This window comes from Cyanobacterium sp. HL-69, assembly GCA_002813895.1.
In the GTDB taxonomy this organism is placed as follows: domain Bacteria; phylum Cyanobacteriota; class Cyanobacteriia; order Cyanobacteriales; family Cyanobacteriaceae; genus Cyanobacterium.
Map to the genome: position 1 here is coordinate 46713 of CP024912.1, position 20553 is coordinate 67265.

The following is a 20553-nucleotide window of genomic DNA, read 5'->3' on the forward strand; positions in this document are numbered from 1 at the left end:
CATTGTCCATGGTTCATTGTCAATTGCTTAAAACCTTACCCCTAAGTTCTTGATTTAACCAATAAGTGTTACTAGATAAAGATTTTAAATTTTGGGGGGTAACTTGCCAACACTGCCTAGGAGAGAATAAAATTAATTCTGCCTTTTCCCCTTGTTGCAAACTAATGGGCTTTTGATTGAGACAACGGAGAGGATTAACGCTGAGGGCTTCCCAGAGTTTAAGGGCGCTGATTTGCCTAGTATCCACAAGGTTTTCCCATAATAAAGGTAATACTAACTCATAACCGATCGCCCCAGAGGGTGATTGAGCAAAAGCGACAGTATTTTCTTCATAGGTATAAGGGGTGTGGTCAACGGCGATCGCATCTATGACTCCATTTTTTATGCCTTCTACTAGGGCTAGACGGTCATTTTCTGCCCCTAAAGGGGGTTCTAACTTCAAATTTGGGTCGTAACTCTCTACCGCCTCACTATTGAGCAAAAGATGATGCCAATTAACACTGGCCGTAATGGGTAAACCCTCCTCCTTTGCCCGTTCAATCAACTTTACTCCTCGCTCGGTGGAAACCCTCATCAGATGCACCTTTGTTTTCGTCAGGCCGACCAATTCAACGATAGAGGCGATCGCAATGGTTTCACTCACTGCAGGACAACCCATCAAACCCAAGCGCACAGAGGTACTATTTTCCCGTACCACCCCAGCCCCCCGCAACTGCATATTACACGGGGAAAGAGCCACAGGTAAATCAAACGGGTGAGCATATTCCAACATCCTTCGTAACAACAAAAGATTGTCACAGGGCATATTATCCGTAAAACCCACTACCCCAGCCTCCGCCAAAGAAGCCAACTCCGCAATCACCTCCCCTTTCAAGCCATTGGTTAACGCTCCCCACAGGTAAAACCGAGAAGATAAATCCCTCACCCTTGCCTCCAAAAAAGCACAAGTAGCAGGATTATCCATCACAGGACTCGTATTAGGCAAAATAGCAGTGCGACTAAATCCCCCCGCCTCCATAGCACCCGCAAGACTTTCTAAAGTTTCCCTTTCCTCATAACCAGGCTCACCACTAATACTATATATATCCACCAACCCCGGCCCTAGAATCAAACTATCCCCCTCCATCACCTCTACCGACTCGGCATCATAACCAAGATTATTGCCCACTTGCTCAATCTTGCCATCTATCACCAAAACATCAGTAACATTATCCACTGCACAAACAGGATCTAATATTCTCACCTGTCGATAAATTCGAGAGTTAGGTTTCACCGTCATTAACACTTTTACTTATGAGGGAGCAGAAAATCTTTTTTTCTCTTCCTTGTCCGACTTACCATTTTACGTTCAAATCTCCTCCTCTTCAAAATTAATTTTTGTAAACAAAACAGCAAAATGTAGCATTTTATACAGAAATAATGTTTAAATAGGATCAATTAAGAAAAAACTTTAACGAAATTGATAGATAGGAGAAAAAATATGAATACCGAAAACCAAGCCCGTCGTCTCATGATGCGTCATCACCACGCTATAAAAAATCGTCAACAATCCATGTTAGGAAGAGTTGCCTCAGAAATCGGTATGGATATTGATGCTTCTCAACATTGTCAAGGTACTCAGGGTAAACCTAATTCTAGCTTTCGTGTTACCTACGATCGCAGCGGTGCTTCTTTTAGCTAGAAAAAAATATATTGATTGATTATTTTTCATTGTTGTTAATTTCCAATTCATGATGGTTAATTTACTCTAGGGGCGTAGTATTCTGCGTCTCTGTTTTTTTTGTAAAAATGTGTAATGAGTAGCTCTTGGTAAACTACTGTAAAATACTAAGTATTGCCTTTACGAAATAACGGGAAAATGATCAACAGTAAAATTACCTTATACAACAGTCTTTCCAATCGAGAAGAAGAATTTAACACCGTCTGCGAAAATGAAGTAAAAATGTATTGTTGTGGTATTACTGTTTATGATTACTGTCATTTAGGTCATGCCCGTACTTGTATTGTATGGGATGTGGTGAGAAAATATTTACAATGGCGCGGCTACAAAGTTACTTATATCCAAAACTTTACTGACATAGACGATAAAATTTTAAACCGTGCTAAAAAAGAAAATAGCTCCATGGAAGAAGTATCGGAGCGTTTTATCAAAGCCTACTTTGAAGACATGGAAAGGCTAAATGTAACCCCTGCCAACGCTTATCCCCGTGCTACCCATGCCCTTGATGGCATCAAAAAATTAGTGTGGGAATTAGAGCAAAAAGGCTATGCCTACGAAAAAGGAGGAGATGTTTATTATTCTGTCCATAAGTTTGCTGACTATGGCAAATTATCAGGGCGTAAACTAGAAGACTTACAAGCAGGGGCAGGGGGTAGAATAAATCAGTCGGGGGTAGAAAAAGAACATTCCTCTGATTTTGCCCTCTGGAAATCTGCCAAAGCAGGGGAGCCTAGTTTTGATTCCCCTTGGGGTAAAGGGCGCCCTGGCTGGCACATCGAATGTTCTGCCATGGTAAGGGATATGTTGGGGGAAACCATTGATATTCATGCGGGGGGCAATGACCTTATTTTTCCTCACCATGAAAACGAAATTGCCCAATCAGAAGCTGTTACAGGTAAATCTTTGGCTAACTATTGGATGCACAATGGCATGGTAAAGGTTGAAGGGGAAAAGATGTCTAAGTCTTTGGGTAATTTTATTACCATCCGAGAGCTTTTAGAACAATATGAGCCTATGGCGGTGCGGTTGTTTGTCTTACAGGCTAATTATCGTAAGCCCATCGATTTTACTAAGGATGCCATGGAGTCGGCTACCAATGGTTGGCATACCCTAGGAGAAGGTTTACAATTTGGTTTTAAGCATGGAGAAGCCTTAAATTGGACAGAAAAAACCCAACATACCATGATTAAATCGGTTCAGGAGCGTTTTTGTCAAGAGGTGGATCGAGATTTTAATTTTGCGGCAGGGGTAGCCATTTTATTTGATTTAGCAAAAGATTTGCGTCGGGAGTCAAATATTATGATTCATGAGGGCAAAACCACCACATCATCTCAAGAGTTGGGAGATAAATGGCATACTTTAATGACTTTGGCTGATGTGTTAGGGTTAAAGCTAGATGCAGTACAATCTGATACGACTTCAGCCCAGATGAGCGATGAGGAGGTAGAAAATCTTGTGCAGGAAAGAATTACTGCCCGTAAAAATAAAGATTTTGCTCAGGGCGATCGCATTCGGGATATATTAAAAGAACAAGGAATCACCCTCATTGACGGGGCTGGAGGTGTGACAAAATGGCATCGCTGAAACAATAATTAAAAGTGTTGGAATGTAGGACAGGTATAATAGATTATGATACCTCCCTCTTACCTTATACCTGTTCTTTTCTTCTCCATTTTCTACTATGAAAAATAAGGTTAAACAAATTAACGTTGGTTTAGTTGCCCTGATAATTTTTGCTTATTTGGGTAACTACTTTAACCTAAGATTATTTTTTGGTGTAGATTTTATTTTTGGAACTATTTTTGTGTGGTTAATTTCTTACTATTATGGTAAGTTTTGGGGTACTGTCGCAGGTTTTATTGCAGGGGTACATACCTACTTTTTATGGGGACATATTTACTCTGTTATTCTTTACACCCTTGAAGCCTTTACAGTTAACTTTTTTTGGCAAAGAAAATCTAAAAGTTTAGTTCTATTAACTACTTTATTTTGGTTAATTATTGCAACTCCTCTAATTATCATATCTTATTTGTACATTTTAAAAGTATCGTTACTAGGGGTGCTTTTAATTATTCTTAAACAGACTATAAATGGCATTTTAAATGCGATTATAGCCAGTATATTTATTTACTATTTCCCTTTAAATAAGATATTAAAAGTTCGTACTAAAAAGTTAGTTTTACCTTTTGAGCAAACCCTATTTAATTTATTAATTATTTGCACTTTTATTCCTCTGCTATTATTTAGCATTATAGCGAGTAATCATCAGTTACAAGAAATAGAAGGTCAGATAATTTCTAGGTTAAATCAAGTATCGGAGAGTTTTACTAATAAAATTAATTTATGGCAACAAGAAAATCAAAGGGCGATCGCCCTGTTAGCCGAAAAAGAGTCCAGTAATGGAGATGATAATAGAGAAAATAACCTTTCTTTAATAGTAAATATATTACCCTATTTTGACACAATTTACGTTACTGATGAACAAGGAATTATTATCGATGCTGTTTCTAAATATCAAGTTAGAAGAACAGAATTAATCGGAGTAGATATAAGTAATACAGATCATTTTATTATTTCAAAATTTAATGGACAAAATTTAATTACCGAACTTCACAGCGATATAGGAAATGAAAATCAACACATCGGTTTTGTTAGTTCTATTACCAAAAATAGTCAATGGTCTGGTCTTGTTTATGGAGCTATTAATATTAACTCTCTTCAAACATTTCTTAATGAAAATGCTACAGTTTTTCAAACTGATATGTACCTTTTAGGGCAACAAAATAAAATTCTTTTTAGTGCTAGTTCTCACCACACAGAAAATCAGTTTTTTAGCTTAGAAACTGATGATAATTATGAAGTGCGATCGCCCCGTTACAACAACCAATATCCAGACGAAGGCATCTATCAATCTTTACCCATAGTGCGAGGAATGCCCATCATGTCTCGATGGAGAGAATCAAGCTATTTTAAACAAATACCCATCCCCGAAAACCTCCCCCTAGACATTATCAGTAGCGTTCCCACCCGTCCTTATGTAGATAGTCTGCAAAGATATTATGTAAGACTCCTTACCATCATGATGGTAATAGTTTTAATTACCTTTTTCCTAGCGTACAAAATCAGTCAAAACATAGTTAAACCAATCAAAAGTTTAACAAAAATCACCACAGACTTACCAGAAAAAATTACCAGCGACCAATCCCTAGAATGGGAAAAAACCACCATCAAAGAAATAGAAATTCTCAGCAGCAATTATCAATCAATGATAATAGTGTTAAGGGAAAAATTTACCCAACTCAGAGAATCAAAAGAAAACCTTGCCATCAGGATAGCAGAGCGCACCAGAGAACTACAACTAAATACCGAAAAACTAGAATTACAGATAGAAAAAAAACAAGAAATAGAACAAAGACTAAGGGAAAAAGATGAACGTTATGAACTAGCCGTTTCAGGTACCAACGACGGTATCTGGGATTGGAACTTAAACACCAACGAAGTTTATTACTCCCCCGCATGGATGCGCATTATCGGCTACGAAGAAAACCCCCTTCCTAGTATCCTCGATACTTGGTTTGAACGCATTTATCAAGAAGATAAAGAAAATAATCTCCAAGAAATATACCTCTACTTAAACAGCAAAAAAGAACTATATCAAAACATTCACCGCCTCAAACATCGTAACGGTGAGTATGTATGGGTACAAGCCAAAGGAAAAAGAGACTTCGACAGTAACGGGAAACCCTATCGCCTAGTAGGTACCATTACCGACATCACCGACAAAGTAAAAGTAGAACAAGAATTAAGAATTGCCAAAGACCAAGCAGAGGCAGCTAACCTCGCCAAAAGTCAATTCTTAGCCACCATGAGCCACGAAATCCGCACTCCCATGAATGCCGTCATCGGTATGACAGGCTTACTCCTTGATACAGAATTAACCCCAGAACAACAAGAATTTACCGAGATTATCCGCACCAGTAGCGATAGTTTGCTCAGTATCATCAACGACATACTAGACTTCTCCAAAATTGAATCAGGAAAACTAGAACTAGAAAAACAACCCTTCTCCCTCTATCAAGTAGTAGAAGAATCCCTGGACTTATTAGCCCCCAAAGCATCCCAAAAAAATATCGAATTAGTTTACTTCCTTGATCCGGACATTTCCCCATCCATCATTGGTGATGTCACTCGTTTGCGACAAGTATTAGTAAACCTGCTCAGTAATGCCGTCAAATTTACCCCCAAAGGAGAAGTTATTTTATCCGCCAACATCGACTCTCCCCATCTTTCTGATAGTCAACAAGGTTACTTATTGTTTGTGGTAGAAGACACGGGTATTGGTGTTCCCAGTAACCGCATGGACAAATTATTTAAAGCCTTTTCCCAAGTAGATGCCTCCACCACTCGTAACTATGGCGGCACAGGATTGGGTTTAGCCATCTGCCAAAAATTAGTTAACCTAATGGGGGGTAGAATGTGGGTAGAAAGTCAAGGTCATGTGGCAGGAGATTGCCCTCCTCAATGGCAAATTACCTCCCATAGCGATACAAAGGGTTCAAAATTCTGTTTCACTATCAAAACCAGATTTTCCAGTGACATCCCTAGCTCTATGGAAACGAACAATTCACTGCTCAGAGGTAAAAAAGTTTTAGTGGTGGATGACAATGAAATTAACCGTCGTATGTTGCTCAGTCAGTGCCATAAATTTGGACTAGAAGTATTCGTTACCGCTTCAGGGGAAGAAACCCTCACCCTCATTGATCAAGAGCAACCAGACATCGACTTAGCCATTCTTGATATGCAAATGCCAAAAATGGATGGGGTAACCCTTGCTAAAGCTATTAGTGCCACGGAAAAATATCACTCAACTCCTTTGATATTATTGAGTTCCATCGGACACGCTGAAATCGAAAAAGCCCTCGAGCAAGTCAATTGGGCGGCAACCCTCATTAAACCCATAAAACAATCAAGACTTTATTATATCTTGTCCAAAATTATTCAAAATCCTGCCCTCAAAGCAAAGCCAGATCAACTTTCTCCTATTTCCTTAACCGATTCCATGGGAGGACAAGAATTGGCCATTACAACTCCTTTAAAGATACTCATTGCCGAAGATAATATTATCAATCAAAAGGTAATTACTAATATTCTTAAACGTTTGGGGTATCGTGCTGATGTGGTAGCCAATGGTTTGGAGGTATTAGATACCCTCCGCCGCCAATCCTATGACCTCATTTTAATGGATGTACAAATGCCAGAAATGGATGGTTTAACCGCTACTCGTCAAATACGGACTCTCTGGAATAGTGCGAGTAATGATTTTTACGGACAACCCCCTCAAATTATTGCCATGACAGCTAATGCCATGGAAGGGGATAGAGAGAGGTGTATTGAGGCAGGAATGAATGATTATTTATCGAAACCTGTAAGGGTGGAAGCTCTTATTGAAAAGTTAAAAACCGTGAAACGATCTGATTCTGCCGTTATATTTAATAATAGTTATCAGAAAGAAAAACCTGTTATCAAGCGCTCAATGACTGAACTAGATCCAAATATAATTGCTGAATTAAAGGACATGATAGGGGAGGAAGATTTTGAAGAGGTTTTCCAAGATTTAATTAATTCCTATTTAGAAGATAGTCCTAAGTTAATGGAAGGTCTTAAATTAGGGGTAGAAAAACAAGACCTAGCACAAATTAAAATTAGTTCTCACACTCTTAAGTCTAGTAGTGTTACTTTGGGAGCTACCTATTTATCCGACTTGTGTCGTCAAGTGGAAGCCCACACCTCCGATGGCAACATGAAGGCAATGGGGGAGTTATTGCCCTTGATTTTGACGGAATATGACCATGTGGAGGATTTGATGAAGGAGCAGTTACAGAAGTTAAACTGATTGATGGGTTAGGGAAGGGATTTTATAGTTATTATGAATGATTTTGCCGTCTGAAAATTGGATGGCTCGGTTGGTGAGTTGGGCAACTTCGTGTTCGTGGGTAACTAAGATTATGGTCATTCCTTCTTGGTTTAAGTCCTCAAAAATTTTCATTACTTCTTTGGTTGTTTCTGAATCTAAGGCTCCTGTGGGTTCGTCGGCGAGGAGGATTAGGGGTTTATTGACGATCGCCCGGGCGATGGCAACCCGCTGTTGTTGTCCTCCCGAAAGCTGATTAGGACGGTTATGGAGACGATTTTCTAAACCAACTTTTGTCAGGGCTTCCACTGCTCTGGCTTTTTGTTCTTCGGGAGATACCCCCGCATATTTCATGGGTAAAATTACATTTTCCAAAGCACTTAATTGGGCTAAAAGATGGAATTGCTGAAACACAAAACCGATTCTTTGATTGCGAATTATGGCTAGTTGCCGAGATGATAAGGAAGCCACATTATCCCCATTAAGATAATATTCCCCCTTGGTAGGTCTATCTAAACAACCTAAAATATTCATCATCGTAGATTTACCAGAGCCAGAAGTTCCCATAATAGAACAGTATTCTCCCGGCTCAATGGTTAAATTTACATCGGACAGGGCAACCACTTCTGTGTTACCACTGCCATAAATTTTATAGATATTTTCTAACTTGATTAAACAATTATCTAAACTAGAATCTTTGTTTTCCATTCTCTAAGTAAGGTTCGACCATGAATTATACTTACTTGCATAGTAAGCTAAAATCGACTCTAGTTGTTCGTTTTCCTTGGTAGGGAGATCCCCATCATACTCTATCAGTAAGCCCCCCACCTGACTTTGTAAATATTCAAATTCTTGGGAGGTTTGTTCTAATAAACTTACTTCAATGCCTTTTATCTGTCTTAGATGAGCCGCCACTTCCCTATATATAGCCAACGGAAGGCGATCGCACCTTATCTTTCTTTGTACTCTTTCCATGTATTACTCCTGCACACAATAAAATGATCATCAAAACTAAGTATTAAGACTGCGCCTCAGTCACGGGAGCAGGTTGCCCCACTTGACGAGTAACCCTCTTACCCATTTCCTCAAAAATCACAGTACCTTCTAAAGCACCTAAATTTCTTTCTACGAAATATAATCCCTCCTTCAACCGCACCGACTGACCTTCAGCAGGGTTAATATTAATAGCCCTAACCATTACCATACCATCAGTACCCATAAGAGACTCTCCCACCCTTACCGTGCGAGTAGAACCTCCCTCAGGAGTAGAAATGATCGCAACATTCTGTCCATTCACATCCATCACCCCAGAAATCAAAATTCTTTCTGCAAAAGTCGGTGGTGGTGGGGGAGGAGGAGCAACTTCCCCAGGTGCAATAGGAACTCCATCTGGTCCAATAATGGTGCCATCAGGGCCTACGGTGCTTCCTGGAGGTAAAGGAATTCCACCAGGTCCTACGATAGTTCCATCGGGTAATGTTGTCCCTGGAGGAAGAGGGGCTCCATCAGGTGCCATAGCGCCGGGAGGAGTTCCACCGGGGGGGACTGTTCCAGGGGCAGTTCCATCAGGTTGTGTAGTGGCACCATTTTCTATTTCTTGAGGAACTGTTTGAATAGTTACCCGGGGTCCCGTTGGCAATGCAAAAGGATCACTTCTGCCATCTTCGATTTGTCTTAACCTAGTCTCAGGATCCGTAGAAGGAATTATACCCCCAACCGTACCCACCGCCACAGGAACATCAAAATCTTCCCCATCGTCTTGGGGTTCTTGGGCTGGGGGAATAGGAGGAATATCTTGGGAAAAATCATCCTCATTATTACCAATGGTACATCCCCCCAAAAATAACAAACTAGAGAGCAATAAAATAGATATTTTATTCATAGAAAAAAAGTGAATTTTGATAGACTATTTTAACAATAATCCTTAAATATATTTTACTCAAATTCATCTTGTTGGATCATTCCTCTCATGCTACTAATACCTTTTTTGATGCGACGGGACACAGTAATAACACTAACCCCCAAACGCTCTGCGGTTTCTTTTTGGGTTAAATCTTGTAAAAAAACAAATTCTAATACTTTGCGAGTAGTATCTTCTAATTGAGATAAAGCACCTTGAATTCTGATCTTATCTTCTTCTACTAACTGAAAACTATGGTACTGAGAATCTGGGAGCATTTCCCCAAGAGTAGATCTATCCTCATCCTGACTAGTTTTCGCATCAAGGCTCAGAGGCTCTCTATTTCTATAAGCTAGTTTTACCTCTTGCCATTCCCCTAAGGATACTCCTAATTTTCTGGCAATTTCGTGATCATTAGGCTGACGTTTTAACTCTTCTCTCAACTCTCTGACCACACGATTCGCTTTATTTTTTAATTCTAAACAACGACGGGGAATCCTGACAGAATAACCTTTATCTCTGAGATAATGTTGAATTTCTCCCCGAATGTAGGGAAGGGCAAAAGAACTAAAAGCAAAACCTTTTTCTATGTCAAATCTTTCGATCGCCCTTAGTAAACCGAGACTACCAACCTGTAACAAATCATCAAAATTTTCTTGACATTGATTTGTCCAATGGGATGCCTCTTTTTTTACCAAACCTAAATTTAACTCTACAATACGATTGCGAACTCTTTGATCCTTGTTTTCGGCGTAGAGCGCAAATAATTCCTCGTTGGCTGTTTTGTACTGAGTGGTAGATTTTATGGGCATTTTCTTATCTCTGCTTATGAAATTCTTATCCAAATTATCCGATGGCTGTCTCGGTAATAACTTAGTTAGGCTAACGAATCTTTCAAGACACGTTTACATCATATGTTACTTTCATCTATTTACACAACCGTATTTTTACTGTTTTTGTTTACTCTAAAAAATGCAATACTTAGCTATTTTTACGGACACTTTACAAATATTTATTAAGTTTTATAACTTATGACTAAAGATTCTTTTATTTTGTTATATTTAATACCACTATATCATATTTATATCGCTATGGTAGTCTAACTGCACTTATAAGATATGCCAAATAACAGGAAAAGGTAAATCTATTTATGAAACAAGCCTCACACTCTATTACTTATCAATTATGAAGAATTGATTTTAGGCATTTTTGTACGATGGTTGCATAGTCATAATCATTAATAATTAATGATATTTTTTCAAGACATAAAGCTTTTTTCTTTCAAATTATTGGTAATACTTTATTCTCAATTTATTTATAATTGCTATCTTTATTTTTGATAGTTAACAAGTTTTAAAATAATTTTTATTTAGTCACTCAATTCATTGTGGGTAATACCAATGAACCGCTCACAATGTAAAATATATAATTGCCCTAAAATCCTTTTGATTTGATGTTTCAACTACGAGCGCCCTTTAAACCCACAGGAGACCAACCCACCGCCATCAAATCCATCATCGAAGCCTTGGAAAATGGCGATCGCTTCCATACCCTTTTAGGGGCAACGGGTACAGGCAAAACTTATACGGTGGCAAATGCGATCGCCCATCACCAAAAACCCACCTTAGTTTTAGCCCATAATAAAACCCTCGCTGCCCAATTATGTGAAGAATTAAGGCAGTTTTTCCCCCACAATGCCGTGGAATATTTCGTTAGTTATTACGACTATTATCAACCAGAAGCCTACATCCCCGTTACCGATACCTACATCGAAAAAACCTCATCCATCAATGATGAAATCGATATGTTGCGCCACTCCGCTACCCGTTCATTATTTGAGCGTCAAGATGTAATTGTGGTGGCTTCTATCAGTTGCATTTATGGTTTGGGTATCCCCTCAGAATATTTAAAAGCCTCGGTGAAACTGACCGTTGGGCAAGAATATGACACCCGCCAACTATTACGAGATTTAGTAACCATTCAATATACCCGTAATGACATCGAACTAGCACGGGGTAGTTTTCGACTCAAAGGGGATGTTTTAGAAATCGTTCCCGCCTACGAAGATCGAGTAATTCGCCTTGATTTTTTTGGAGATGAAATCGACTCAATTTCCCTTTTAGACCCCGTAGATGGCTCATTTATCCAGCAATTAGAAAGGATTAATATCTACCCCGCAAGACACTTTGTTACCCCCCAAGATCAGTTAGAAAGTGCGATCGCCTCTATCAAAACAGAATTAGAAATTAGACTAATAGAACTAGAAAAACAAGGAAAATTAGTAGAAGCCCAACGACTAAAACAAAAAACTCGCTACGACTTAGAAATGTTGCAAGAAGTCGGCTACTGCAACGGCGTAGAAAACTATTCTCGTCACCTAGCAGGAAGACAACCGGGAGAATCTCCCGAATGCTTAGTAGATTATTTCCCCAAAGACTGGTTATTAGTGGTAGATGAATCCCATGTTACCGTACCACAAATTAGGGGAATGTATAACGGAGATCAAGCTAGAAAAAGAGTCTTAATTGATCACGGTTTTCGACTCCCTAGCGCGGCAGATAATCGCCCCCTCAAAGCAGAGGAATTTTGGCATAAAGTTCATCAATGTATTTTTGTTTCGGCTACCCCTAGCCAGTGGGAAATTGAACAATCAGAAAGTAATATTTCCCAACAAATAATTCGTCCTACAGGTATTTTAGACCCAGAAATATTTATTAGACCTACCGAAAATCAAATTGATGATTTATTAGGAGAAGTCAAGAAAAGAATAGCTAAAAAAGAGCGGGTATTGATTACTACCCTTACTAAAAGAATGGCAGAAGATTTAACCAATTATCTTCAAGAAAGAGATATAAAAGTTCGATATTTACACTCCGAAATCCAGTCTATTGAAAGAATAGAAATCATACAAGGTTTGAGGGCAGGAGAATTTGATATTCTCATCGGGGTGAACCTACTCAGAGAAGGTTTAGACTTGCCTGAAGTATCTTTAGTAGTCATTATGGATGCTGATAAGGAAGGTTTTTTACGATCAGAAAAATCTTTAATTCAAACCATCGGACGTGCCGCCCGTCATGTTAATGGGGAAGCCATTTTGTATGCAGATAACTTAACCGATAGCATGGAAAGAGCTTTAAATGAGACAGAAAGAAGAAGAAAATTACAGTTAGCTTATAATAAAAACAATAATATTATTCCTCGGTCAATTAGTAAAAAATCTAGTAGTTCTATTTTAGAATTTTTAGATATAACCCGTCGTTTGAATAGTGAACAATTAGAAACGGTTTATAATCATATTGAAGAAGTAACCCTAGATAAAATTCCCGATTTAATTAAACAATTTGAAGAGCAAATGAAAACTTATGCTAAGGAATTAGAATTTGAAAAAGCGGCAGAAATGAGAGATAAAATTAAAAATTTAAGGGCAAAATTAAGAACTAATTAACTGGAGTGAGGGATAACATTTATATTGTTTTTAAAGTCCGAAATTTAAAAGGGCTAGAAAACTAGCCCTTTATTTTTGATAAAAAATCGAGTGACGTTCCAATCATCAAAGATGAAGGATTTTTGGGCTGAACTGGCTCCTTTCACTAACGCTACTCACGAGTCTTACGGGTTCATGGCTAGGCTTTGCAACCTACTCCTCAAGCGTTAAATTCCCGTCCGCCCGACGGTATGTATCTAAGATAACATATTGGATCTTGCATAAACAAGGAGAGTTTTTTGTTGAGTTTTTTAAGTTCAACTTGCCTCGTAAATCAGTCTCTCTATTCTTCTAAATATAATTAGAAATATCTTCGTTGCAATCATCGGCAAGATAGGAAAGGGAGCGAAATCTTAAGCCCACCAATTGTTCGTAGAGGGGATTTAGCTTACACATGGGGGGAATATGGACTATTTTCTTGCCAAATAGTTTAATATCTCTTTCAAAGGGGCATTGGGGAGGGATCATTTTACAAAGGAAACGAGCTACTCTAGGATCATCTATATCCATGCCATCCAGCCATTTTTTGACGGGATTGAGAACATCGATCGCACCTTCGCCTTTTCCTTGGGCAATGGTGTTATCATCTTTGTTTGTGGGATTCCAAAGGGTGGCTTCTAAGGACTTAAGGGCTTCTATGTCCAAGTCTAGGGCTTTGTGAAAACTATGGACAGCATCGGCTTCGGCTTGGGAATATACCCCATTGGCGATCGCCATCATTACCGCTGTACGCAAAAAGTTTTCTCTGATATCTGTATCTTCTCCCAATTCTGTAGCTAAATCTTGGGGAGAAATAGGTTCTAAATCACCTAGATTGGTGTTGGGCATCAATTCATATTGGGTTAAACTAGCTATTAAATCCTGCTCTTCGGGGTCAAAATGACCATCTGCATAGGCAACCGTTAACAACCCCCTTAGCCAAGCGGTTATGGTGCGATCGTCTAATTTTTGTATCTCACTAGTGACAACCGCCGAACTATTGTTATTTGTATTCATGATGACAGATAGAAAATCTAAACTACCTCTAATTCTATACAATGAATCCTAATTTCAAAATACGGAAATCAGTAACAATTGGGGTGGACTTTATAACGTGTTGTAATTAGGGAAGGATAGTTTTTTTTATTTTTTTTATATCGATTCGTTAGAGTCTCATCCGTCATGAGATGAATTTTAGTCAAGAACAAGTTAGAAATAAAAAATTAAAGATAAAATCCAAAGAGAATAAAACCTCATAGTTATCAATTTTGAACGTCCCTAGGGTATAATATTCAATCACATTCGATCTGTAAATATTAGGTGATGTCTGAGAAATTTTCCCGCCGTACTAAAATTGTAGCAACCGTCGGTCCTGGTTGTGCGAATCCCGAAACATTGCGCAAAATGATCCTTGCTGGCGCCAATACTTTTCGTCTCAACTTTTCCCATGGTACCCACGAAGTCCATCAAAGTAGTATTCGGATGATTCGCCAAGTGGAAAATGAGCTTAATCGTCCCATTGGTATTTTACAAGATTTACAAGGCCCTAAAATTCGGTTAGGTAAATATGAATGTGGTTCTATTGAATTACATGAGGGCGATCGCTATGTACTCACCAGTAGGGATGTAAAATGTGATGATAAAATTGCCTGTATTAGTTACGAACATCTAGCAGAAGAAGTTCCCCTCAATGCCAGAATCCTTCTTGATGATGGTAGGGTGGAAATGGTAGTAAAAGAAATTGATAAAGAAAATAGAGATCTTCATTGTCAGGTAGTGGTAGGGGGTGTACTCTCCAGCAACAAAGGAGTTAACTTCCCCAACGTTTATTTATCCGTCAAAGCCCTAACGGAAAAAGATAAAAAAGATTTAATGTTTGGGTTAGATCAAAGGGTGGACTGGGTAGCCCTTAGTTTCGTGAGAAATCCCCAAGATGTCTTAGAAATCAAAGATTTAATTGCCAGTGCCGGAAAATCTACCCCCGTCATTGCCAAAATAGAAAAACACGAAGCCATTGAACAAATGGAGGAAATTCTTTCTCTGTGTGATGGGGTTATGGTCGCAAGGGGAGATTTAGGGGTTGAATTACCCGCTGAGGACGTTCCCATTTTACAAAAACGCTTGATTCGTACCGCTAATCGTTTGGGTATTCCCATCATTACCGCCACTCAAATGTTAGACAGTATGGCAAATAGTCCTAGCCCCACTAGGGCAGAGGTTTCTGATGTTGCTAATGCCATTTTGGATGGTACCGATGCAGTAATGCTTTCCAATGAAACGGCGGTGGGTAAATATCCTGTTCAAGCGGTGGCTACCATGGCAAAAATTGCTAGACGCACCGAGGAAGAAAGGGATTCCATTGCCCCCCATATGCTCACCCAAATGGATAGTCAAAATATTCCCAATGCCATTTCTGGGGCAGTCGGGCAAATTGCTAAACAGCTTAAGGCTAGTGCCATCATGACTCTTACAAAAACGGGTGCAACGGCTCGTAACGTGTCCAAATTTCGCCCGAAAACACCAATTTTGGCGATCACCCCCCACGTGAGCATTTCCCGTCAACTACAGCTTGTCTGGGGAGTAAAACCTTTATTATTGTTGGATATGCCAGGTTTAAAACAGGTTTTCAGTTCGGCTATTGAGTTGGCAAGGGAAGAGGAGTTGTTAGAAGATGGTAATTTGGTGGTAATGACCGCAGGGACTTTACAGGGGGTAGCAGGTTCCACGGATTTGATTAAGGTGGAGATTGTAAAGGGTTTACTTAGCGAGGGCCTTGGTATCGGGCAAGGGGTCATTACTGGGCGCACCAAGGTAATCCATGATGTTAATAACCTTACTAATTTTAATCAGGGGGATATTTTGGTGGCGAAAGGCACGGATAATAATTATGTAGATGCCATGCGTTTGGCTAGTGGTATTATTACCGAGGAGGGTGGAGTGCGATCGCACGCTGCCCAGATAGGAATGCGCCTTGGTATTCCCGTTATTGTAGGAGTTAAAGATGCAACTACTGTTATCCGTGATGCTAGTTTTGTAACCATGAAAATTGAACAGGGCTTAGTTTATCTTGGTACTGATGGCAGTCAAGATGGGGTAGATTAATGGATAATTGAGAATGGATAATAAATAAAAACTCAAGTAAGTTGATTATCTATTCTCACTTGATAATCTTCTGAGCTTAAAAATGTCTCAATAACCTCAAAGTTATCTGACTCATGATCAACCATGAGAATAGAACAGTTTTTCATGGATGTCAGAAGACTAAATCAATTTTACTTTAATCCATAAATTACTTTTGATAATATAATAATATAATCAGCATTTCAAATTAATTACCAAGGTAAAATAGAACCATCCCAAGAGAAAAACTTTCCGTGATCATCCTTGTTTAAAGCATTAATTATTGATAGTAATTGGGAAGTGCAACGCTCCACAGAAAATAACTTTTCAGGGACAACATTTCCTTGAAACGGTTTTGATAATTTTGTATCAGTCGTTCCGGGATGCAAAGCCACCACAATAGTTTTTTTACTCACTCTATTGTATTCGATCGCAATATTTTTGAGAAACATATTAAGAGCAGATTTGGAAGCACGATAACCATACCAGCCCCCCAAATAATTGTCCTCTATGCTTCCCACTTTCGCCGATATGGTGGTAAAAATGCTAATTTCTGAATGTTTTAACAAAATCAATAAATGTTTAGCTAACAAGACAGTGGGAATAGAGTTGACCTGAAAATAACGTAATAAGTTGTCGTTATTGATATGTTTTAAACTTTTTTCTGGTTCAATTTCTTCTTCATGGAGGATGCCGACACAGTTTATAACTAGGTGTAGTTTATTAGCTGTCGATTTTATTTTTTCTACTATGTTAACAATGTCTTTTTCTTGGGTAATATCTCCTTGTAAACAGACAATATTATGAGGATACTCTTTTTGTAAATTAAATAATTCTTGTGCAGTATTTTGATTTCGATATACCGTATATATTGTTGTGTAATTTTGTTCTTTAATTAATTGTTTTACAAAGCCTAAACCGATACCCTGACTCGCTCCTAGTATTAAACAATATTTATCAGACATACTATTGTCAAATTATTTTTATGGCTATGATAGCATTTACTTTTGTAAAGTGATCAGCAACTTTAGTTGATAAAACAATAAAAAAAGGTGAACAGTTGTCCACCCATAATAAATGTCATTGTCGGCGGTTTACAATACAGTATTATTGGAATTTAAACTAACCTTGACAACTTTATTTTTTACTTCTTCTACTTTAGGTAAATTTAAGGTTAAAATACCATCATTATAATCCGCTGTAACCTCATTATTTTTGATGGCTATAGGTAAGGTTATTGTGCGTTCAAACTTACCATAATTAAATTCAGAAATATAATAATTGTTTTCTTTTTCTTCGGCTTTTTGATTAAATTCTCCCATAATTTTTATGCTCTGACGAGTAGCACTGATATCAATATCGTCTTTGTTTATGCCAGGAATCACTGCTTTTAAGGTAAGATTATCGCCATTATCAAATAATTCTAAAGGAATATTACCAATGGTTGGCACTTGCTCCCAATTATTACTTAACTCATCAAATAAGCGGTTCATTTGACGGTGTAAAATATTTACATCTGAAAGGGGATAAAAACGAACTAAAGACATGAACTTAATCCTCCAGCAATCGTTATTTATAAATTATTCTTTACTTTATATATTGCCAGTTATTATGTAAAAGTAGGGTAGTGAAAACCGATATTTGTTGAGGACAGTTTACCGAATATTTCTTGTTAGTTTATTGAGTAGGCATCGCTTAATTTTGTTATCAAATCTTATTAAATTACAATGAACATTCAATATTTTAAATATTATGACCATTACTCATTGCCCATTCCCTACTCTCATCTAAACTAAAAATAATATATAAATTCAGCAACGCCGAAATGAGAATGTAAGTAAAAATAGAAGCAAGATAAAGCTGGTTAATACTTCGTGGTAGGTTCATCGATTCATCATAGAAGGGCAGTCTTTTACTATCAAAAAATAAATTATGCTAATATCAAAGTATTCTAAATAGTTAATCATTAAAGATAGAAAAGTATAAAATGAATTATCTTTAACAAGGCTAAAAAAAAGAAAAACTTATTTTCATCACACTAACTCGACAATATGAATATCACTAAGAATGGACTAATTTTAGGGGCGGCTGCTTTAACTGCTGGTAGTGTAGCAATCACAGGCTTTGGACTCCATTATTCCCAAACTCAGGCTTTTGTGCAACAAAGCCCTAAAGAAATAGTCGATGAAGTATGGCAAGTAATCAATAGCCGTTATGTCGATGCAACTTTTAACGGTCAAGATTGGCGTAGCATCAGAAATGAGTACCTAGAAAGGGAATACGCTAATGAGGAAGAGGCCTATGAGGCGGTGAGAGAAATGTTGAAAACATTGGATGACCCTTATACTCGCTTTATGAACCCTGAAGAGTTTAGAAGTATGCAGATTGATACTTCTGGGGAGTTGACGGGGGTAGGTATTCAAATTACCAAGGAGGAGGAGACAGATAATATTGTGGTGGTGGCACCCATCGAAGACACCCCCGCTTCGGATGCTGGACTTATGGCAAAGGATATTATTACTAAAATTGATGGTCAAAGTACCGAAGGTATGGAGCTTAATGATGCGGTTAATTTAATTAGAGGTGTCCCTGGAAGTAATGTGGTGTTGACTATACAAAGGGACAGTCGGGAAATAGATTTTGATCTTACCCGTGCCAAAATTGAAATTAAGCCTGTTAGGGCAAGAATTGAGGAAGACCCTAATATTGGTAAGGTTGCTTATATTCGTTTGGTTCAATTTAGTAATAATGCTTCTGCAGAGATGCGCAATGCGATCGCACAGGCGGAATCAGAAAATGTTAATGGTTATATATTAGATCTACGTTCTAATCCTGGGGGTTTGTTATACTCTAGTGTAGAAATTTCTCGAATGTTTATTGATCAAGGGGGCATTGTCACCACCGTTGACAGGGTAGGGGAAGTGGATAGCCACCAAGCTAATGGTAGAGCTTTGACAGATAAGCCTCTGGTGGTATTAGTAGATGGTGGTTCCGCTAGTGCTAGTGAAATTGTGTCAGGGGCGCTACAGGACAACGAAAGAGCAACCATTGTGGGAACTCAAACTTTTGGAAAAGGTTTGGTGCAATCGGTGCGGGGCTTGAGCGATGGTTCTGGATTAGCGGTTACTATTTCTAAGTATCTTACCCCCGATGGTCGAGATATTAACAAGGAAGGTATTACCCCTGATATTGTATCGGAACTTAGCGAGGAAGAACAAGAACTTTTAGCGGGCGATCGCCAAAAAGTCGGAACCTTAGAAGATGGGCAATTCAAAAAAGCCTTTGAGACTCTTCGTAATCAAATTACCAAAACTGCCCAAAATTAATCATTATTTCCATAACAAGGGGTTTAAACCCCTTGGTTGCTATTACGATTTATAGTCAAAAAAAAGAGACGTAATCTATAACGCCCCCACAATAACGATTTAATTAAATGAGCAAACTTTAACCAAATTTACCAGTTACATAGTCTCTGGTTAATTCCTCAGCAGGATCATTAAATATCTTGTCGGTTTGATCAAACTCGACCAAATAACCCACCTTATTACCCTTATTACCCACCGCTTCAGCATTAAAAAAAGCAGTTTTATCCGCAACCCTCGTGGCCTGTTGCATATTATGGGTAACAATCACAATGGTATAGTTTTGTTTTAACTCGTGCATCAACTCCTCTATTTTGAGGGTAGAAATAGGATCTAATGCCGAACAAGGTTCATCCATTAACAACACTTCTGGCTCAGCGGCAATGGTTCTGGCGATACATAACCTTTGTTGTTGCCCCCCAGATAAAGAAAAACCACTTTCTTGCAACTTATCCTTGACTTCATCCCACAATACCGAGCGACGTAAACAAGTTTCGACCAATTCATCTAAATCTCCCTTATAACCGTTGATTCTCGCCCCATAGGCAACATTATCATAAATGGTTTTTGGGAAGGGGTTAGGGCGCTGGAATACCATGCCAATGTGTTTCCGTAGTCTTACGGGGTCAATATCTTTGGCATATAGGTTTTGTCCATGATAACTTATTCTGCCTGTGAGATGGAAGATTTTGATCAGATCGTTAAGACGGTTGAGGGATCTAAGAATGGTACTTTTACCGCATCCCGAAGGGCCAATAAAAGCAGTGATTTTATTTTGCTCAATATCTAAATTTACGCCCCTAACGGCTTTAAACTTACCATAATAAATATCAACGTTCTCTAATGCCATTACCCTTGAGCCACCGCTGTTTATGTTTGGAGAGTCCATGTAACTATTCTCGGAGTACATTGTTTTATGTGAGTTAGTGATAAATAATAAGTAATAGATTTACTTTGTAGATAAAACAATCCTGTTTTTGTGGCGATAATTGTTGATTTCACACTCCCCCATGGGGAAAAAGTTAAACCGAGTATCTTTTCACAATTTATTTAGGAATGTTATGGAACAATTCTGAA

The 20553-nt window shown here is 38.4% G+C and carries 15 protein-coding genes; 6 read left to right on the forward strand and 9 right to left on the reverse strand.

Features of this window, described 5'->3' with window-relative positions:
- Positions 1–19: 19 nt before the first annotated feature.
- Complete coding sequence (locus tag AA637_RS00220) at positions 20–1279, reverse strand: dihydroorotase (protein WP_446683408.1); 1260 nt, start codon at positions 1277–1279, stop codon at positions 20–22.
- 201 nt (positions 1280–1480) lie between these two features.
- Between AA637_RS00220 and AA637_RS00225 the strand changes: the two genes are divergently transcribed.
- The 3 genes from AA637_RS00225 (at position 1481) to AA637_RS00235 (ending at position 7613) form a co-directional block, all read left to right on the forward strand.
- Positions 1481–1681, forward strand: a complete 201-nt coding sequence (locus AA637_RS00225) for a hypothetical protein (protein WP_069791294.1) — start codon at positions 1481–1483, stop codon at positions 1679–1681.
- 177 nt (positions 1682–1858) lie between these two features.
- Positions 1859–3304: a cysteine--tRNA ligase gene (gene cysS, locus AA637_RS00230; protein WP_446683409.1), complete on the forward strand. Its 1446-nt coding sequence runs from the start codon at positions 1859–1861 to the stop codon at positions 3302–3304.
- A 97-nt stretch (positions 3305–3401) separates the two neighbouring features.
- Positions 3402–7613, forward strand: coding sequence for a response regulator (locus AA637_RS00235; RefSeq protein WP_446683410.1), 4212 nt, complete (start codon positions 3402–3404; stop codon positions 7611–7613).
- Here AA637_RS00235 and AA637_RS00240 read toward each other — a convergent pair.
- Genes AA637_RS00240 through AA637_RS00255 form a run of 4 tightly spaced genes read right to left on the reverse strand, consistent with a single transcriptional unit; the run spans position 7605 to position 10343 of the window.
- The gene (locus tag AA637_RS00240) at positions 7605–8339 is read right to left on the reverse strand and encodes an ABC transporter ATP-binding protein (RefSeq protein ID WP_446683411.1); all 735 of its coding nucleotides are present in this window, start codon (positions 8337–8339) and stop codon (positions 7605–7607) included. The genes AA637_RS00235 and AA637_RS00240 overlap by 9 nt on opposite strands.
- Positions 8340–8342: 3 nt before the next feature.
- Positions 8343–8606 (reverse strand): hypothetical protein, encoded by a 264-nt coding sequence (locus AA637_RS00245; protein WP_446683412.1) that lies wholly within the window; start codon positions 8604–8606, stop codon positions 8343–8345.
- 43 nt (positions 8607–8649) lie between these two features.
- Positions 8650–9513 carry a hypothetical protein gene (locus AA637_RS00250; protein ID WP_446683413.1) on the reverse strand — a complete coding sequence of 288 codons (864 nt, stop codon included), beginning with the start codon at positions 9511–9513 and terminating at the stop codon, positions 8650–8652.
- Between the two features lie 53 nt (positions 9514–9566).
- Positions 9567–10343 carry an RNA polymerase sigma factor SigF gene (locus tag AA637_RS00255; RefSeq protein ID WP_446683414.1) on the reverse strand — a complete coding sequence of 259 codons (777 nt, stop codon included), beginning with the start codon at positions 10341–10343 and terminating at the stop codon, positions 9567–9569.
- Between the two features lie 641 nt (positions 10344–10984).
- Between AA637_RS00255 and uvrB the strand changes: the two genes are divergently transcribed.
- A complete protein-coding gene (gene uvrB, locus AA637_RS00260) occupies positions 10985–12976 on the forward strand; it encodes an excinuclease ABC subunit UvrB (protein ID WP_446683415.1) in 1992 nt (663 codons plus the stop codon).
- Positions 12977–13306: 330 nt separating this feature from the next.
- Here uvrB and AA637_RS00265 read toward each other — a convergent pair whose 3' ends face one another.
- Positions 13307–14011, reverse strand: coding sequence for a Mo-dependent nitrogenase C-terminal domain-containing protein (locus AA637_RS00265; RefSeq protein ID WP_446683416.1), 705 nt, complete (start codon positions 14009–14011; stop codon positions 13307–13309).
- A gap of 303 nt (positions 14012–14314) precedes the next feature.
- Here AA637_RS00265 and pyk point away from each other — a divergent pair, with 303 nt between their 5' ends.
- The gene (pyk, locus tag AA637_RS00270; RefSeq protein WP_446683417.1) at positions 14315–16096 is read left to right on the forward strand and encodes a pyruvate kinase; all 1782 of its coding nucleotides are present in this window, start codon (positions 14315–14317) and stop codon (positions 16094–16096) included.
- A gap of 230 nt (positions 16097–16326) precedes the next feature.
- On the opposite strand, the gene AA637_RS00275 is transcribed toward pyk, so the two are convergent.
- Both AA637_RS00275 and AA637_RS00280 read right to left on the reverse strand, forming a co-directional pair.
- Complete coding sequence (locus AA637_RS00275; RefSeq protein WP_446683418.1) at positions 16327–17079, reverse strand: SDR family NAD(P)-dependent oxidoreductase; 753 nt, start codon at positions 17077–17079, stop codon at positions 16327–16329.
- Positions 17080–17208: 129 nt separating this feature from the next.
- Entirely contained in the window at positions 17209–17661 is a 453-nt protein-coding gene (locus tag AA637_RS00280; protein WP_446683419.1) for an Hsp20/alpha crystallin family protein, read from the reverse strand.
- A 504-nt stretch (positions 17662–18165) separates the two neighbouring features.
- Between AA637_RS00280 and ctpC the strand changes: the two genes are divergently transcribed.
- The gene (gene ctpC / locus AA637_RS00285) at positions 18166–19440 is read left to right on the forward strand and encodes a carboxyl-terminal processing protease CtpC (protein WP_069789768.1); all 1275 of its coding nucleotides are present in this window, start codon (positions 18166–18168) and stop codon (positions 19438–19440) included.
- A 118-nt stretch (positions 19441–19558) separates the two neighbouring features.
- Here the strand turns inward: ctpC and pstB are convergent, their stop codons facing one another.
- Positions 19559–20365, reverse strand: coding sequence for a phosphate ABC transporter ATP-binding protein PstB (pstB, locus tag AA637_RS00290; RefSeq protein ID WP_446683420.1), 807 nt, complete (start codon positions 20363–20365; stop codon positions 19559–19561).
- Positions 20366–20553: the final 188 nt, after the last annotated feature.

Excerpts from the sequence above, each read along its gene's own strand:
- AA637_RS00220 (WP_446683408.1), bottom strand. The coding sequence starts at position 1,279 with ATGACGGTGAAACCTAACTCTCGAATTTATCGACAGGTGAGAATATTA.
- AA637_RS00225 (WP_069791294.1), top strand. The coding sequence starts at position 1,481 with ATGAATACCGAAAACCAAGCCCGTCGTCTCATGATGCGTCATCACCAC.
- cysS (WP_446683409.1), top strand. The coding sequence starts at position 1,859 with ATGATCAACAGTAAAATTACCTTATACAACAGTCTTTCCAATCGAGAA.
- AA637_RS00235 (WP_446683410.1), top strand. The coding sequence starts at position 3,402 with ATGAAAAATAAGGTTAAACAAATTAACGTTGGTTTAGTTGCCCTGATA.
- AA637_RS00240 (WP_446683411.1), bottom strand. The coding sequence starts at position 8,339 with ATGGAAAACAAAGATTCTAGTTTAGATAATTGTTTAATCAAGTTAGAA.
- AA637_RS00245 (WP_446683412.1), bottom strand. The coding sequence starts at position 8,606 with ATGGAAAGAGTACAAAGAAAGATAAGGTGCGATCGCCTTCCGTTGGCT.
- AA637_RS00250 (WP_446683413.1), bottom strand. The coding sequence starts at position 9,513 with ATGAATAAAATATCTATTTTATTGCTCTCTAGTTTGTTATTTTTGGGG.
- AA637_RS00255 (WP_446683414.1), bottom strand. The coding sequence starts at position 10,343 with ATGCCCATAAAATCTACCACTCAGTACAAAACAGCCAACGAGGAATTA.
- uvrB (WP_446683415.1), top strand. The coding sequence starts at position 10,985 with ATGTTTCAACTACGAGCGCCCTTTAAACCCACAGGAGACCAACCCACC.
- AA637_RS00265 (WP_446683416.1), bottom strand. The coding sequence starts at position 14,011 with ATGAATACAAATAACAATAGTTCGGCGGTTGTCACTAGTGAGATACAA.
- AA637_RS00275 (WP_446683418.1), bottom strand. The coding sequence starts at position 17,079 with ATGTCTGATAAATATTGTTTAATACTAGGAGCGAGTCAGGGTATCGGT.
- AA637_RS00280 (WP_446683419.1), bottom strand. The coding sequence starts at position 17,661 with ATGTCTTTAGTTCGTTTTTATCCCCTTTCAGATGTAAATATTTTACAC.
- ctpC (WP_069789768.1), top strand. The coding sequence starts at position 18,166 with ATGAATATCACTAAGAATGGACTAATTTTAGGGGCGGCTGCTTTAACT.
- pstB (WP_446683420.1), bottom strand. The coding sequence starts at position 20,365 with ATGGACTCTCCAAACATAAACAGCGGTGGCTCAAGGGTAATGGCATTA.